Below are 17,223 nucleotides of genomic sequence, written 5' to 3'. Positions count from 1 at the left end.
AAAAGAGTTTTCCTAATTTATTTATTTTTTCGTCTATAGATATCATTGAAAGGGTAATTGTCCCCATACAGTTTGAGAAATAGAGTCTTTTTTTCAAAAATTATCCTGTGTAAAATAAAGGGCATAAAAACATGAGAGGTGATTGCAATGACAAATCGTTACGACTTAAATAAAAATTTGGCACAGATGCTTAAGGGGGGCGTCATCATGGACGTTCAAAATCCTGAGCAGGCACGTATTGCTGAAGCGGCGGGAGCAGCTGCGGTCATGGCCTTGGAACGCATTCCGGCCGATATCCGTGCAGTGGGTGGTGTGTCACGTATGAGTGATCCTAAGATGATTAAGGAAATTCAGGACGCCGTTAGTATTCCAGTTATGGCTAAGGTGCGTATTGGTCATTTCGTGGAAGCACAGATTTTGCAGGCGATTGAGATTGATTATATCGACGAGAGTGAGGTTTTGACACCGGCTGATGATCTTATTCATGTGGACAAAACCAAATTTGATGTGCCTTTCGTCTGTGGGGCCAAGGACCTTGGTGAGGCGCTCCGCCGTATCTCTGAAGGGGCCTCAATGATTCGTACTAAGGGCGAACCTGGGACTGGTGATATTGTGCAAGCAGTTCACCACTTACGACTCATGAATCAAGAGATTCGTCGCATCCAAAATCTTAGAGACGATGAGCTTTATATTACTGCTAAAGACTTGCAGGTTCCAATTGATTTGGTCCGTTATGTCCACGAACATGGCAAGTTGCCTGTTGTCAATTTTGCGGCAGGTGGTGTAGCGACGCCAGCGGATGCTGCCCTTATGATGCAGTTGGGGGCTGAAGGTGTCTTTGTTGGTTCAGGGATTTTCAAATCAGGAGATCCGAAAAAACGTGCGGAAGCTATCGTCAAGGCAGTGACTAACTATAATCATCCAGATATTTTGGCGCAAGTGTCAGAAGATTTGGGTGAAGCCATGGTTGGTATCAACAAGGATGAAATTGACATCTTAATGGCAGAGCGAGGAAAATAGATGACAAAAATTGGAATACTGGCTTTGCAAGGTGCTTTTGCAGAACATGAGCAGGTCTTGAAAGCACTTGGGGTTGAAACGGTTCAAATCAGAAATCGACAAGATTGGGAAGCCCACGCTAATTTAGACGGGCTCATTCTACCAGGGGGAGAGTCGACAGTCATGGGAAAACTTTTGCATGATTTAGACTTGTTTGAGCCGATAAAGGAGAAAATTGATGCTGGACTACCTGTATTTGGAACCTGTGCAGGTCTGATTTTGTTGGCCAAAACCATAGTGGGGGACCAAACAAAACATTTGGCAAGTATGGACATCAATGTAGCCAGAAATGCCTATGGACGCCAATTGGGCAGTTTTGTCACAGATGCTGAATTAAAAGGAATAGGCGAGATTCCAATGGTCTTTATTCGTGGGCCAATTATTGAAGCTGTTGGACCAGAAGTGGAGATTCTAGCACAAGTCAATGGGGCTATCGTGGCAGCTAGAGAAAAGCAGATGATAGTGACATCTTTTCATCCAGAATTAACGGGTGACGAAAGGGTACATGCTTATTTCCTAGATATGATTAATCAGGCAAAAGAAGAAAAGCTTTGATTCAAATTTCATAAATTCATTTACTTCTCGTTCACGCAAAAAAATCCAGGACCCGAGCCCTGGATTTAGGAGATTATGAAAAAGAAAAGTTTTAGGATGGTTATAGTATATAAAGCAAAGCCTAAAGTTTTCTTAAAACGGATTATAATTATCTGTGATATGAAAAAGGAAGTTGACAGTTGGTCGACTTCCTTTTTAGCGATTCCTAAATCAGAGTAATTAAGCGATATCAATAGTTGTTATTTGAATACTATTCTTATACTTCATCAGGTCCAATCAAATGTCCATTACCGTCAGCATCAAATTTGAAAGCCCCAGTGTTTGTTCTAACAATGGTATTTTCAGCGCGTGCACCATTCTTAGCATCGTAATAGTGAACAGTGCCGTCATCATCAAATTTGAATTCACCTCTAAGTTGTCTACCGTTTTGGTCGAAGTAAACATGGATGCCATTTAAGGTTTGAGGTCCTGTCAGTTTATCCCCTTTAGCATCAACATAGTAGTAGAAATCTTCACGATCTAAATCTTTACTTTCTCTTGGATACTGTCCATCCTGACCTACGATATCATTTCCGGGAATGGTGATCGTAAAGTGGAAGATGCGGTCACCATCGAGATTTCGGTAATTCCAATTGTAGACGTGAACAAAGCTATTAGTGACAAGAGCACCAGAGTCTTTATCATAATAGTGTCCATCCGGGGCGAAGCGTCCCTTGACTTGTGCTCCGTTAGGAAGGAAGTAAAAGTGACTATTTCCAAAGGTTTGAGGTCCTGTTAATGGCTTACCATCAGCATCGAGATAGTACCAAGCAGTAGTATAGACATTTTGATTGTTGATGTCATCACGACCAATATAAGTTAAGATTTCTTTAAAAGCATTGGTTACGAGAGCACCAGAATCTTTATCATAGTATTTACCATTTGGTGCAAAATGTCCCTTGACTTGTGTACCAGTGAAATCATCAAAGTAGACTTTAACACCATCGATAGTTTGTTCTCCCTTGAGTTTATCACCTTTATCATTGACGTAAACCCAGTCACCATCTTGGGTTTCAAGATAGCGTTTGGTTACAAGAGCACCAGAGTCTTTATCGAAATAGCGACCATCCTCTGCAAAACGTCCTTTGACTTGTTTGCCATCCTTGTCGAAGTATACTGGAATGTTGTCGACGAAGTTGAGACCGATGAGGTTTTTACCGTTTGCATCCTTGTAGTACCAGTTGCCCTCGTTATCACTATAATAGTGACCACCAAAAACTCGTGGTGCTTTGTCTAGGGTGACTGTAGGAGTGACGGGAGTATCTATTTCTTCACCAGGCCCCATCAAACGTCCATTACCATTTGCATCGAATTTGAAGGCACCAGTGTTGGTTCTGACAATGGTATTTTCAGCGCGTGCACCGTTTTTAGCATCGTAATAATGAACGGTACCATCTTCGTCAAATTCAAACTCACCTCTAAGTTGTCTACCATTTTGGTCGAAATAGACATGAATGCCGTTTAGGGTTTGAGGTCCTGTCAGTTTGTCCCCCTTATCATCTACGTAATAGTAGAAATCTTCGCGATTTAAATCATTGCTAGAAAGTGGGTAATGACTCATATCTAAAAATTGGTTTTCACCGTTAGGTCCAACGACTGAATTATTAGGAATAGTGATGACAAAGTGATTCACATGATTTCCGTCTTGATTTTGATAATTCCAGTTGTAGACATGGACAAAGCTATTAGTTACGAGTGCACCAGAGTCCTTATCATAGTAGTGTCCGTCAGGTGCGAAACGTCCCTTAACTTGTGCTCCGTTAGGGAAGAAGTACATGTTTGTACCACCAAGATTTTGAGGACCTTTAAGTGGCCGTCCGTCGGCATCAAGGTAGTACCAATCAGTAGTATAAATGTTTTGACCGTTGATATCATCACGACCAATATAAGTTAAGAGTTCTTTAAAGGCCTTGGTTACGAGAGCACCAGAATCTTTGTCATAGTATCTGCCATCCTCTGCAAAGCCACCTTTGATTTGAATACCGTCTTGACTAAAATAAACAGGAACATTATCTACATAGTTCAGCCCGACAAGATTTTTGCCATTTGCATCCTTGTAATACCAGTTACCATTATCATCACTATAATAATGTCCACCAGAAATATGAGGTGCATTTTCAAGTGTTACGGAAGGTGTGACTAGCTTTTCATTTTCATCGATTGGGGCAGGTTGTTCACTGTTTTTTGTAGGTGTTTTTGTTTCTTCGACAGGAATAGGTTCATTGACTTTTTCTACCGAAGTTTTTGTAGTAGAGGCTTCTGAAGTTGCCGTTTTGATAGGTATAGTTTTATTTGCCTGATTATCTTGATTGCTATTTCCTTGTTCAGAAGTGATTTCTACAGGTGATTCGCTTGCTAATTCAGATGATGCGACTTCACTGCTAAGAGCTTCACTAAAAACCGTACTTGTACTAGTAGGTAGCTCAGCATTAGTTGAGATAGGATTTGTAGTAGGTGCTTTGACCTCTACATTAGTTACTACGGTCTCTTGTGCAGGTGCAAGAATCTCAGTTGGTTGACCTGTAGCTTCGGGTATTTTTACTTCATCCGCAAATGTAGGGCGTGCGACTAAAGTAAAAGTAGCTAGAGCGGTTGCGCAGGAAAGTGCTACGACGTGTTTCTTTGACATTTGCCAATGATAATTCATTTCAGTATTCATAATAGACTCCCTTCAAAAATGAACACCGATGTTTAGGTGTGTAACATAAAGGAGCTAGGCCGTCAGAAGAATGTTAAAAGTGAGAAAATCTGTTAAAACGACTGAGCCCCATATCTAAATCTCTCAGGGCATGGCCATAAGAAGATTTTATAGGCGAGCACGTCAAATGTGTGGCAAGGAGAATATGCTTATGCTGTGTAGTTTATATCTAGAAACAAGTGATTTTACTTATTTATCCTAATACTTTTATTTCTCTCCTTTCGTTTTATTTTTGAATCCAGCCTATGGCATCTGTCTTCAAATACAAAAAACTAGAGCTTTTAGTTTGAAGCATTCTCTCTAAAGCTCTAGTTTTATATTATAGACAGATGTGTGTATGAAAAGAGCCTTAGATTCTCATGCCAAAGTGCCTAAGGACCAGTTTTCATGCATAAAAAATTATTTTGACGTTAGAAGTCTAAAGCCAAGTTCCTAATCCTAATCCCCTGTAGTACACTTTCAACGTTTTAGTAGAACGCTTACATGCTCACCTATCTTTATTATAATACTTTTTTTATGACAAACAAGTTTTTTTACAAGATAATCGTAATTGTTTAAGAATAGTTCATATTTGAATTCTATTTGTAAGTCAGTTATTGATGATATGGAAAAGGAAGTTGACAGTTGGTCGACTTCCTTTTGTGTGAAGTAATTGAAATCCATAGTCACTTGTAAATGACTATCGAAGAATATGTCCAACCCCGTCATTATCGAAGTAATAAGTAACGTGATTGATTGTCAACGTCACATTTTCAGCACGATTACCAGAGCCAGGAAGGTAGTAGTATGTTTTACCATTTAAAATGATGAGTTTATCTTTAGCTTGTATGCCCTTATATTGTCCGTATTTATAATCCTCATCGTAGAAGTAGACATGTTTGCCATCTATGACTTGTTTTCCAGTCAGAATATTTCCCTTACTATTTGCATAATACCAGTTATTTTTGTATTCGAAGTATTTTCCGGTTACAAGTGCACCAGTTTCTTTGTCATAGTAGTGTCTATTGTAGTTTGAATAGCCGAAGTCACCTTTCACTTTCTCACCGTAATTAAAGTAGTACTGAATTCCGTCCAAATACTTAGCACCGTCAAACTTATTTCCTTCTTTATCAACATAAAACTCTTTGCCACCATCCTCAACCAATCTATCTGTTACTAAAGCACCGTTATCTTTATCGTAATAGTGATTATCAGGAGCAAAATGGCCTTTATATTGAACACCATTGGTGCCGAAATAAACGTTGACGTTATCAATGGTATGAGCACCAAGGAGGAGGTCACCCTTGTCATTTACATAGTACCAGTTACCTTCGGAATCACTGATATAGCGGTTTCGTTCAGTTGATTGACTTTTAATGCTGAGGACACCAGATTGGTCTGCCACATAGGTCTTACCATCGAAATCAAAAGTTGTATCTTTGACTTTTCGACCGTTATCTTTATCAAAGTAGTAAACCTTGCCCTCGATATCAACGAACTCTCCCTTAGCTTGGCGATGAGTTCCTAAATGGAAATACATCTCATAGCTATCAATAGTTACGGCACCAATAGCAGGAAGTCCATACTCATCGTAGTAGTACCAGTAGCCCTCTTTATCTTGAGAAAAATGAGCGCTCTTAGGTCGAAGGTCCTTAAAATCACTAGAAATGAATTTACCAACCCCATCATTATCAAATTCATAGATATTTGGAAATTCTCTCAGAATATAGTGAGTCGGAATATTCAATCGTATATTTCTAGCGATGGTACCATCACTGTAGAAGTAATAGTTGTTGAAAAATCTGTGTACGACCATATTTCCATCATCTTGGAAATAGTACTTATTACCATTGATGGTTTGCCATCCTTTGACTGGTAGGCCATCGGCACCAAAATAATACCGTTCGAGTTCAGGATGTTCATTATTGAAAAAATTTGAATATACAGCTTCGTCAAATCTTACTTCTTTAGCATAGTTTTCCTCAGGAATAAATCGTCCAGCTTTGAAGGTGACGAGGCGGTTCGTCACAAGGGCGCCGTTATCTGGGTCGTAAAAATAGGATTTACCATTGACCTTACGGCGTTCCCCCTTGACCTGTTTACCATCTGAGTCAAAGTAATAGGTTAAGCCGTCAATAGTTTGTGGTCCAGTAACTAGCTTTCCATCTGTATTCATATAATACCAATGCCCAGCATTATCTTGTAGAAAAGCTGGATGGTTATTAGCTAATGTTACGACGCCACTAGCATCAATATTTAGTTGGAAGTCACCATTCTTGAGATGTGTGTCTTTAACTAATTGCCCCGGATTTTCTTTGCCAGCATCTCCAAAAAGATAGAGTTTGTCACCAACCACGTTCAATCCGTAGCTAAGTTGGTCGTTTCTATCAGGATTAAAGTAATAGGTTTGTCCTTTGATATCTTGTAAGCCAGAAACTCGCACACCATCGCTACCTAGATAGTAAGTTTGACCATTTTCTTCAACAAATTCATCATGGAGCATACGTGCACTATCTGTAAAGTAATAGAGTTTTCCATCAATGGTTTCGAAACCAGGATGTTCTCGCTCTTTTTTGAAATAATAGCGTTCTCCATTAATATCTTGCCATCCCATAAGCTTATTACCGTTATTATCGTAGTAATAAGTAACGTAATAAGGATGTCTTAAGGTAATAAGACTACCTACATAGTTAACTGTTTCGATGCGTTCTTCTTGTTCGGTGACAAATCCATTTCTTTTTTCAGTAAAGGCAGAACGGTCAATTCCTCTCGTGGTATTTTCGTTTGGGATATCACCAACAGATGACACATTCTCAGCTGTAACACTCTCACTAGTCGTTGTACTTACCTCGGAATGTGCAGTTTCAGAACTAGCTCCTTCCGAACTAGCTGTGCTTGTGACTTCAGAGCTTGGTTTTTCAGAAACGTTTTCTGTTGAAGCTACTTCAGAGCTAGCTACTGGTTTTTCTGTAGGTTTAGCTGTGGTTTCACTAGTTGCTGGAGCCTCGACGTCAATAGCACCTTCTTTGATGATAGCTTCAACAGTTGCTTCATTAACAGGGGTAGGCTGTTCTTCAGCTGAAGCATAGCTGAGTCCTGCAAAACACAATCCCAAAGCAAGTCCTGTCACTGCAATAGTTACCCAGTGTTTTTTAACTTTGTGAAGTTTAAAATGTACTTTCTTTTCCATGATAATTCTCCTTTCATTGAAAGACAAATTGGAATCATATGTGTGAAATAAATATTATTCGTAAATATATTTAATAACCCTTCCATCACCGTTTTCATCGAAATGAACAACCTCAGCTTTCACCTTGTAACGAATTGAGTGGTTAAAAGTAATGTCAACATTTTTAGCACGTTTTCCAGTTTTTGGGTAATAATAATGGTAGTAGTAGTCATTTCCCGCCCAAATTGTTCGCAATTCGTCGTAGCCTAGTCTACCATCATCGTGAAAATAGTAGTAATCATCTCCAATCTTTTGTTCACCCTTATAACATTTACCATCACTACCAACATAGTAACGATAACCGTCAACGTCAACGAATTTGTCACGTCCTAAGTCAACAAGTTCACCAGTATTCTTGTCATAGTAATAACCATCATCAGCAACAATACCTTTAGCTTGTTTACCATCTTTATCAAAGTAAACCTTAACATTATCGATAGTTTTATGTCCAGTAACCTTTTGGCTATTTTCATCGACGTAGTACCAACTATCAGAATATTTTTTACCAAAATATCTTGTAATTGCACCAGTTGAGGTGTCTGCTAGACTAGGGTATCTATCGAATTGAAATACTTGAACATAATTATGGTCGATAGGGTCATTACCTAGGTCAGTAATAAAATGCCATGGTTTTATTTGAACATAACGTTTTGTGACTAAGGCTCCGGTGTCTTTATCGTGATATCTACCATCTGGAGCGAAATCCCCTTTTAACTGTGGTCCATCAGGGTAGAAGTAGTAGTCCTCACCGTTAATAATCTGATAACCTGACACCTTGTAGCCACTATTATCTAGGTAGTATCGGAATGTAGTTGAGATACCATTAGCACGCCATTCACGAGCGATTCTTACAGTACGTTCTCTGAAAGTATTTCTTGCTAAGTTACCTGTATGTTTATCGTAATATTTACCGTTTTTTGCGAAACCTCCTTTTACTTGCTCTCCATTTTCATCGAAGAATACAGTTTCACCATTAATAGTATGTTCCCCTTTTAATGCGATTCCTTCGGAACCAAAATAGTAAAATGGTTTCGTATCATCGCTAAATCCATTGTGGTTAGAAGGGACGTATAAGTTCCTAGCTAGATGACCATTATCATTCATATAATGGATATTGTGGTAGTCATCATAAAACAGTCCATTTTTTTTGATATCATCTTTCTTTTCAGTAATGATACCTTCTTGATCTGAAATATAAAGTTTATCGTTCACTTCAAAAAGTGTTCCAATGACACGCTCACCATTAATTTTATCGTAATAGTATTTGTTTCCTCCTTGTTTAATAAACTCGCCTTTAGATTGCTTTCCATTATGGTCAACATAATACCATTTACCATTTATCATAGCTGATTGGTTGACTCCTAAATTAACACGAGCACCGGTATCTTTATCATAATAGTAGCCATCGTCTGCAAACTGGTCTTTGATTTGTTCACCATAGGCATTGAAATAAGTAGCAACACCATTTATTGTTTGGGGACCGTGAAGGAATTTTCCGTCATATCCTGCATAATAGGTGACTTTTTTAATTTTTGGGTTAAGATAGTCATTTTCTAGGTGATAGATAGTAACGTATTGATTTTTGACCATCGTTCCTTGGTAGTCATAATAATAGCTGTTTTCAAATTCGTCGGTAACAATTTGGTTGCGATAGTTTAAAGCATATGGTATTTCAGAGAGTTTACCTTCATTATCAGATTTATAGGTCTTACCATCGATTTGAATAAGTGAGTTGATAACCATTTGTCCATTATGCAAATCATAGTAATGTTTTGGTAGACCTGAATTTGAGTAGCTAGCTTCACCTTTTAGTTGACGACCATTACCGTCAAAACAAACATGATAACTATCAACAATTTGGTTTCCAATGAGTTTTTGACCATTTTCGTCGACATAATACCAGTTTCCATTGTCTTCTACATAAGCATTGGTAACAAGTTCACCACTATCCTTGTCATAGAAGTGTCCATTTGGAGCGAAGTGTCCTTTAACTTGGACTCCACTATCCTTAAAGTAAACTTTGACATTATCAATGGTTTGTTCGCCAATGAGTTTATTGCCATCGGAGTTGTAGTAATACCAGTTGCCTTTATCATCGCTGACATATTGGTTATGGAATCTAGAATCACCTTGGATAGTGATGTTCCCTTCTTTATCTGCGATATAATGGATACCGTTTAACTCAAAAGATGTGTCCTTGACTTTACGACCATTGTCTCTGTCGAAGTAGTAGATTTTATTATCAATATTAATGAATTCGCCTTTAGCTTGATGTCCTTCTGGACGAGATGATTCATGGAAGTAGAGTTCAAAGCCATCAATAGTTTTAGGTCCAGTGATAGGAAATCCGTCTTTGTTGAAGTAATACCAACGACCTTCGTAGTCCATCATAAATTGATTTTTTGGATATTCTCTATTATTTTCTGAAGGAAGAGTATAGTAAATTGGGAACGGATAAGTTACAATGTTTAGTTTTTTATTGAGATAATCTGCCACCCCATCGTGGTCTGAATAAAATACATATGGCATAGACTTCCATAGACCCTTTTCGATGATAGGAAATTGTTTGTTTTTGGCTAAGGTCCCTTTGTCGTCAAAGTAGTAGCGTTTGTGGTCTAATTCCATTAGTCTATGAACAGCAACTTGGCCATTGTCATAGATGTAATAGTCATCACCTAAAATCGTCTGACGACCTTTCTTAAGTGTATTACCATTTTTATCGAAATAGTAACGTTCTAGTCCAGGCATTACATAATAGTTTGGTTCGATATAAGCAGGTTCATTGAAGTAAACAACTTTACTATAGTTTTCTTCTGGAATATAGTGGTTGTCTTTGAATGTAATAAAACGATCTGTTACTAGCTTGCCATCGTTTCCATCGTAAAAGTGTAGTTTGTCGTCAACTTTTCTAAGCTGCCCTTTTACCATAGTGCCATCATCGTTAAAGTAATATTGGAAACCGTTGATGTCTTTTGGTCCGGTAACCAGTTGCCCTTTTGCATCTACATAATAGGTAACACCATTTGCATCTGAAACGAAACTCTCTCTTTTATCTGTCTTTTTTGTGATACCTTCCGCTTCAACAGTGATGGTGAAATCGCCATCTTTTTGTGAGGTATCTAAAGTTGTTTTATCAGGAGTAGTACTTATGATGAGGTTTTCGTTGTTTGTAGGTGTATTTGTTGTACATACCTCAGAATGTGCAGTTTCAGAACTAGCTCCTTCCGAACTAGCTGTGCTTGTCACTTCAGAGCTTGGTTTTTCAGAGACTGTTTCTGTTGAAGCCACTTCAGAGTTAGCTGATAGTGCTTCTGATACTGTGGCAGCCTCGCTTGAAGCGGTAGCAGGTGTGTTTTCTGCAGGTTTAGCTGTGGTTTCATTAGTCGATGGAGCCTCGACGTCAATGGCACCTTCTTTGATGATGGCTTCAACAGTCGCTTCATTAACAGGGGTAGGTTGTTCTTCAGCTGAAGCGTAGCTGAGTCCTGCAAAACACAATCCCAAAGTGAGTCCTGTCACTGCAATAGTTACCCAATGTTTTTTAACTTTGTGAAGTTTAAAATGTACTTTCTTTTCCATGGTAATTCTCCTTTCATTTTAAACTTTTTACATATCAAAAAATAAGGGCTGTCATAAGAGTTTATGAAAAGTGAGCATTGGGTAGAGTCCCTAACGATGTGGGGCAATTTTCTTAATGACAATCCTTATTTCTCCAAGTCTCCTCAATTTCGGTATTGTGAGGCTGTTCAAGGCAAACATGAGTTATAGATAAATAATTCTTTGTAACACGAGAATGGTTTGGTATATGTTCTCCTTTCTATGCTTAGAATATCTCGTTTTTTTTTAATCTATGTGACACAAAAAACTAGAGCTTCCTAGTATGAGGTGTCTCCTCTAGAGCTCTAGTTTGAAATGATGCTGTATTTTTAGAAATGAGCCCTAGTTTGATGGTTCAAAGTGACTCAGGAATGGTCATCCTACTATGATTCTTATTTAGGTATTAGTCAACTAATGCTAATCTTTTAGATAATCCCCAAGTGTCCTTTGAAGCAAAATTAAAACGCTTACACGTCCACCTAGTTTCATTATAATCCTTTTTTAAGAATAAACAATAGAAACTAATAGAATTATCAAAAATGTTAAAGAAGTGACATAAAAGATTCTATATTTAGTTTCGTTAGTCAAATAAGAATTCACCTGTGTAAATCATTTATATTTTTAATTTTTGCTATTCATAGACAGACTATGGTCTTAGTCAGATGAAAAAAAGTAGTCTTTCTATCTAAAAATTTCTTTTCAGAATTATCTTTTTAAGGGTTACTTCTCTCATAGTTTTGCTATCTCTTAAGGTTAATTGAAGCTTACTTTAATGTTCAAAAGCCTTTAAGGATAAGCATTTGAAGGTGTTTGAAAATCGAAAACTTTCTATTTAGGACCTTACATGCGGTGTAAGGTCTCATTTTCAGTGATCAAAGTTAATAAAACTGAGCGCGTGGCAGAGATTTATGAAGAAAAGATGATTTTTTCCTATTTGTAATTTGTCTGAATATATCATATAGTAGAGACAACAACAGAAAAAGGATAATTGATATAGATGGAAAATAAGGTACGTTTTAAACTACACAAGGTTAAGAAAAACTGGGTAACTATCGGGGTGACAACGCTCTCAATGGTTGCCTTGGCAGGTGGAAGTCTCCTAGCTCAAGGAAAAGTAGAGGCCGATGAGACAAGCACGCCAAATGGAGATGGCTTACAGCAACTGAGTGAGGATGGCACTGCCAGTCTAGTGATGACCACAACTGTTGCTGAGCAAGCGAGTGCTCAAGCAAGTGTGTCAGCAGTAGCAACAGCCAGCGTAAGTCACGAAACAAACTCTCAGGTGGTGACAAGTGCGGTTAGCCAAGAAACAACTGCTCAAGCACAAACTAGTCAAGTTGCCAGTCAGGGAGTGGCAGTTTCTTCACAAACTCAAGCTAATGCCCAAGAAACACAGACCGCTGAACAGGTCTCACAAGGTCAGGCAACAACACAGGCAACTGTTCAAGAAAGAACTCAGTCAGAAACGCCGAGCAATCAGGTAGGACAATCGGAATCTTCAGTTACTCCTAGCCACAAAGCCACTCGCAGTGGTGGGCGTCGTGTAGCAACATTGCATGCAACAGCTAAAGCAAACAGTCAAAATCAGAAAAAGACTGAGGTTCAAACCAGCCAAAGAATTGAGACTGAAAGTGTGCAAACAAGTGCTCAGTCCACTCCTAGAGTATTGACCAATGCAACGCCATCAATCGCCACACGCGCTGCTGATAGCACTATTCGTATCAATGCCAACCGCAATACGAACATCACAATTACGGCCAGCGGTACGATACCAAATGTAACCATTATCACAGGGCCAAACACTCCTAAACCAAACGTGACGGTGACAAGTCCAAATGGCACAAAACCCAATGTGACCATTGTAACGCAGCCAAATCAACCCAACAAACCTGTTCAACCAAGTCAACCGTCTCAACCTAACAAGCCGGTCCAACCAAATCAGCCAAGTCTTGACTATAAACCAGTAGCTTCGAATTTGAAGATTATTGATGGCAAGCAGTACTATGTTGAAAATGGCGTTGTGAAAAAGAACGCAGCCATTGAACTTGATGGGCGTCTTTATTATTTCGATGAGACTGGAGCTATGGTGGATCAAAGTAAACCTTTGTATCGTGCCGATGCCATTCCGAATAACTCTATCAATGCGGTTTACAACCAAGCCTACGACACATCAAGCAAGAGTTTCGAACACTTGGACAATTTCTTGACAGCTGATAGTTGGTATCGTCCAAAACAGATCTTGAAGGATGGAAAAAATTGGACAGCTTCATCTGAGAAAGATTATCGTCCACTTTTGATGACTTGGTGGCCAGACAAGGTGACACAGGTCAACTACCTCAACTATATGAGTCAACAAGGCTTTAGTGATAAGACCTATACGACAGATATGATGAGTTACGACTTAGCATCTGCTGCTGACTTGATTCAAGTTAAAATCGAGGAACGTATCGGTCGTGAGGGCAATACCACTTGGCTTCGTCAGTTGATGTCAGACTTCATTAAAACACAGCCTGGCTGGAACTTTGAGAGTGAGGACAATCTTTTAGTTGGTAAGGACCACTTGCAAGGAGGCGCTCTGACCTTCCTCAATAATAGTACGACAAGTCATGCCAATTCAGATTTCCGTCTCATGAACCGCACACCGACTAACCAAACAGGGACACGCAAATACCATATCGACCGTTCAAATGGTGGTTATGAATTGCTCTTGGCTAACGATATCGACAACTCTAACCCAGCTGTTCAGGCTGAGCAACTAAACTGGCTCCACTACATCATGAACATTGGTTCTATCCTTGGCAATGATCCAAGCGCCAACTTTGACGGTGTTCGTATCGATGCGGTGGACAATGTGGATGCGGACCTCTTGCAGATTGCTTCTGATTACTTCAAGGAAAAATACCGTGTGGCTGATAATGAAGCCAACGCTATTGCCCACTTGTCAATCCTTGAAGCCTGGTCTTACAACGACCATCAATACAACAAGGATACCAAGGGTGCTCAGTTGTCCATTGACAATCCGCTACGTGAAACGCTTTTGACGACTTTCTTGCGTAAGAGCAATTACCGTGGTAGCTTGGAACGTGTCATTACTAACTCTCTTAACAACCGTTCAAGTGAGCAGAAACACACGCCTCGTGATGCCAACTACATTTTCGTGCGTGCTCATGATAGTGAAGTGCAAGCTGTTTTGGCTAATATCATCAGTAAGCAGATTAATCCAAAAACAGATGGTTTCACCTTCACCATGGACGAGCTCAAACAGGCCTTCGAAATCTACAATGCGGACATGCGCAAGGCTGATAAACAGTACACTCAGTACAATATCCCAGCTGCCTATGCCACAATGTTGACCAATAAAGACAGTATCACTCGTGTTTACTACGGTGATCTCTTTACCGACGATGGCCAATACATGGCTCAAAAATCACCATACTATAATGTCATCGATGCCCTGCTCCGTGCTCGTATTAAATATGTAGCAGGTGGTCAAGACATGAAGGTTACTAAGCTCAATGGCTATGAAATCATGTCATCTGTACGTTATGGTAAGGGTGCAGAAGAAGCTAATCAACTTGGTACTGCTGAAACACGTAACCAAGGAATGCTAGTCCTCACAGCCAACCGTCCAGATATGAAGTTGGGAGCCAATGACCGTCTGGTGGTTAATATGGGAGCTGCCCACAAAAATCAAGCCTATCGTCCATTGCTCCTCAGCAAATCTACGGGCCTTGCGACCTACCTTAAGGATGCTGATGTGCCAGCTGGATTGGTTCGCTATACGGACAATCAAGGGAACTTGACCTTCACGGCAGACGATATTACTGGTCATTCAACCGTTGAAGTTTCAGGCTATTTAGCGGTTTGGGTGCCAGTAGGTGCTTCAGAAAACCAAGATGCCCGCACCAAGGCTTCGACGACTAAGAAGGGTGAGCAGGTCTTTGAATCCTCAGCAGCTCTCGACTCACAGGTTATCTATGAAGGCTTCTCAAACTTCCAAGACTTCGTTAAGACACCAAGTCAATACACCAACCATGTTATTGCACAAAACGCCAAACTCTTCAAAGAGTGGGGAATTACTTCCTTTGAATTTGCGCCACAATACGTGTCTAGCCAAGACGGCACTTTCTTGGATTCTATCATTGAAAATGGCTATGCCTTCGAAGACCGTTACGATATTGCCATGAGTAAGAACAACAAATACGGTTCGCTCAAAGACCTCATGGATGCCCTTCGTGCCCTTCACGCAGAAGGTATCTCAGCCATTGCTGACTGGGTTCCAGACCAAATTTACAATCTTCCTGGAAAAGAAGTGGTAACAGCTTCTCGTACCAATAGCTACGGAACGCCACGTCCAAATGCTGAAATCTACAATAGCCTCTACGCAGCTAAAACACGTACCTTTGGAAATGACTTCCAAGGCAAGTACGGTGGTGCCTTCCTTGATGAATTGAAGGCAAAATACCCAGCAATCTTTGAGCGCGTGCAGATTTCAAACGGCCGTAAATTGACTACCAATGAGAAAATCACGCAATGGTCAGCCAAGTATTTCAATGGAAGCAATATCCAAGGTACTGGAGCTCGCTATGTCCTACAAGATAACGCTACCAACCAATACTTCAGCGTCAAAGCAGGTCAAACCTTCCTTCCTAAACAAATGACTGAAATTACTGGAAGTGGTTTCCGTAGGGTTGGAGATGATGTCCAATACCTCTCAATTGGTGGCTACCTTGCTAAGAATACCTTTATTCAAGTCGGTGCCAACCAGTGGTATTACTTTGATAAGAACGGCAACATGGTCAAAGGTGATCAGGTCATTGATGGTAAGAAATATTTCTTCCTAGACAATGGTCTCCAGCTACGTCATGTCCTTCGCCAAGGCAGTGATGGCCACGTCTATTACTACGATCCTAAAGGGGTTCAAGCCTTTAATGGATTCTATGACTTTGCGGGTCCTCGCCAAGACGTTCGCTATTTCGATGGCAACGGTCAAATGTATCGTGGCCTCCACGACATGTATGGCACAACCTTCTATTTTGATGAAAAGACTGGTATTCAAGCCAAAGACAAGTTCATCCGCTTTGCAGACGGCCGCACGCGTTACTTCATCCCAGATACAGGAAATCTCGCAGTCAACCGATTTGCGCAAAATCCTGAGAACAAGGCTTGGTATTACCTCGATAGCAACGGTTATGCCGTGACAGGACTACAAACTATTAACGGTAAGCAGTATTACTTTGACAATGAAGGCCGTCAGGTTAAAGGACACTTTGTCACAATCAATAACCAACGTTACTTCCTTGATGGTGATAGCGGTGAAATTGCTCGCTCACGCTTTGTGACGGAAAACAACAAGTGGTACTATGTCGATGGCTATGGTAAACTGGTTAAAGGTGCTCAAGTCATCAATGGTAATCACTACTATTTCAACAATGATTATAGCCAAGTCAAGGGTGCCTGGGCCAACGGCCGTTACTATGATGGTGACTCAGGTCAGGCCGTAACCAACCGCTTTGTCCAAGTTGGTGCCAACAAATGGGCTTATCTCAACCAAAATGGTCAAAAGGTAATTGGTCTCCAACATATCAATGGTAAACTTTACTACTTTGAAGGCAACGGTGTCCAAGCTAAAGGGAAACTTCTGACATACAGAGGCAAGAAATACTACTTTGATGCCAATAGTGGTGAAGCCGTAACCAATCGCTTTATCCAAGTTTCTCGTGGTGTTTGGTATTACTTTAACGCCTCAGGTCAAGCCGTAACGGGTGAGCAAGTCATCAATGGTCAACACCTCTACTTTGACGCTTCAGGCCGTCAGGTCAAAGGCCGTTACGTTTGGGTTAAAGGCCAACGCCGTTACTATGACGCCAATACTGGAGCTTGGGTCAGAAATCGATAAGGGGCAGAAGAAAATGTGATTTTGGGACTATCCTAGATGCTTTTAGATTAAAATTCAGTAGGTACCTTCCCAGTCTCACCGCTTTTAAGCACTTGAAACATTTTGTTTCAAGTGCTTTTCTTTTATTACTATCTCTTGATATGACAAGCAGATTGTAAGCAAAAAATG

At 40.1% G+C, this 17,223-nt stretch carries 6 protein-coding genes; 3 read left to right on the top strand and 3 right to left on the bottom strand.

All coding sequences use genetic code 11. From position 1 onward, the window contains the following. Positions 1–147: 147 nt before the first annotated feature. Positions 148–1,020, top strand: coding sequence for a pyridoxal 5'-phosphate synthase lyase subunit PdxS (gene pdxS / locus ACWPVZ_RS09085; protein ID WP_049545915.1), 873 nt, complete (start codon positions 148–150; stop codon positions 1,018–1,020). Further along, a complete protein-coding gene (pdxT, locus tag ACWPVZ_RS09080) occupies positions 1,021–1,614 on the top strand; it encodes a pyridoxal 5'-phosphate synthase glutaminase subunit PdxT (RefSeq protein ID WP_049545914.1) in 594 nt (197 codons plus the stop codon). Between the two features lie 256 nt (positions 1,615–1,870). Here the strand turns inward: pdxT and ACWPVZ_RS09075 are convergent, their stop codons facing one another. The 3 genes from ACWPVZ_RS09075 to ACWPVZ_RS09065 form a co-directional block, all read right to left on the bottom strand. Further along, on the bottom strand, positions 1,871–4,312 hold the full coding sequence (locus tag ACWPVZ_RS09075) for a glucosyl transferase (protein ID WP_454381868.1): 2,442 nt from the start codon (positions 4,310–4,312) through the stop codon (positions 1,871–1,873). A 718-nt stretch (positions 4,313–5,030) separates the two neighbouring features. Continuing rightward, on the bottom strand, positions 5,031–7,520 hold the full coding sequence (locus tag ACWPVZ_RS09070) for a KxYKxGKxW signal peptide domain-containing protein (protein WP_454381867.1): 2,490 nt from the start codon (positions 7,518–7,520) through the stop codon (positions 5,031–5,033). 54 nt (positions 7,521–7,574) lie between these two features. Continuing rightward, positions 7,575–11,138 (bottom strand): KxYKxGKxW signal peptide domain-containing protein, encoded by a 3,564-nt coding sequence (locus tag ACWPVZ_RS09065; RefSeq protein ID WP_454381866.1) that lies wholly within the window; start codon positions 11,136–11,138, stop codon positions 7,575–7,577. Between the two features lie 1,015 nt (positions 11,139–12,153). Here ACWPVZ_RS09065 and ACWPVZ_RS09060 point away from each other — a divergent pair. Next, entirely contained in the window at positions 12,154–17,055 is a 4,902-nt protein-coding gene (locus tag ACWPVZ_RS09060) for a glycoside hydrolase family 70 protein (RefSeq protein ID WP_454381865.1), read from the top strand. Positions 17,056–17,223 lie beyond the last annotated feature (168 nt).

The organism is Streptococcus sp. Marseille-Q6379, from assembly GCF_965119505.1.
This window is presented reverse-complemented; position numbering and strand designations above follow the sequence as displayed.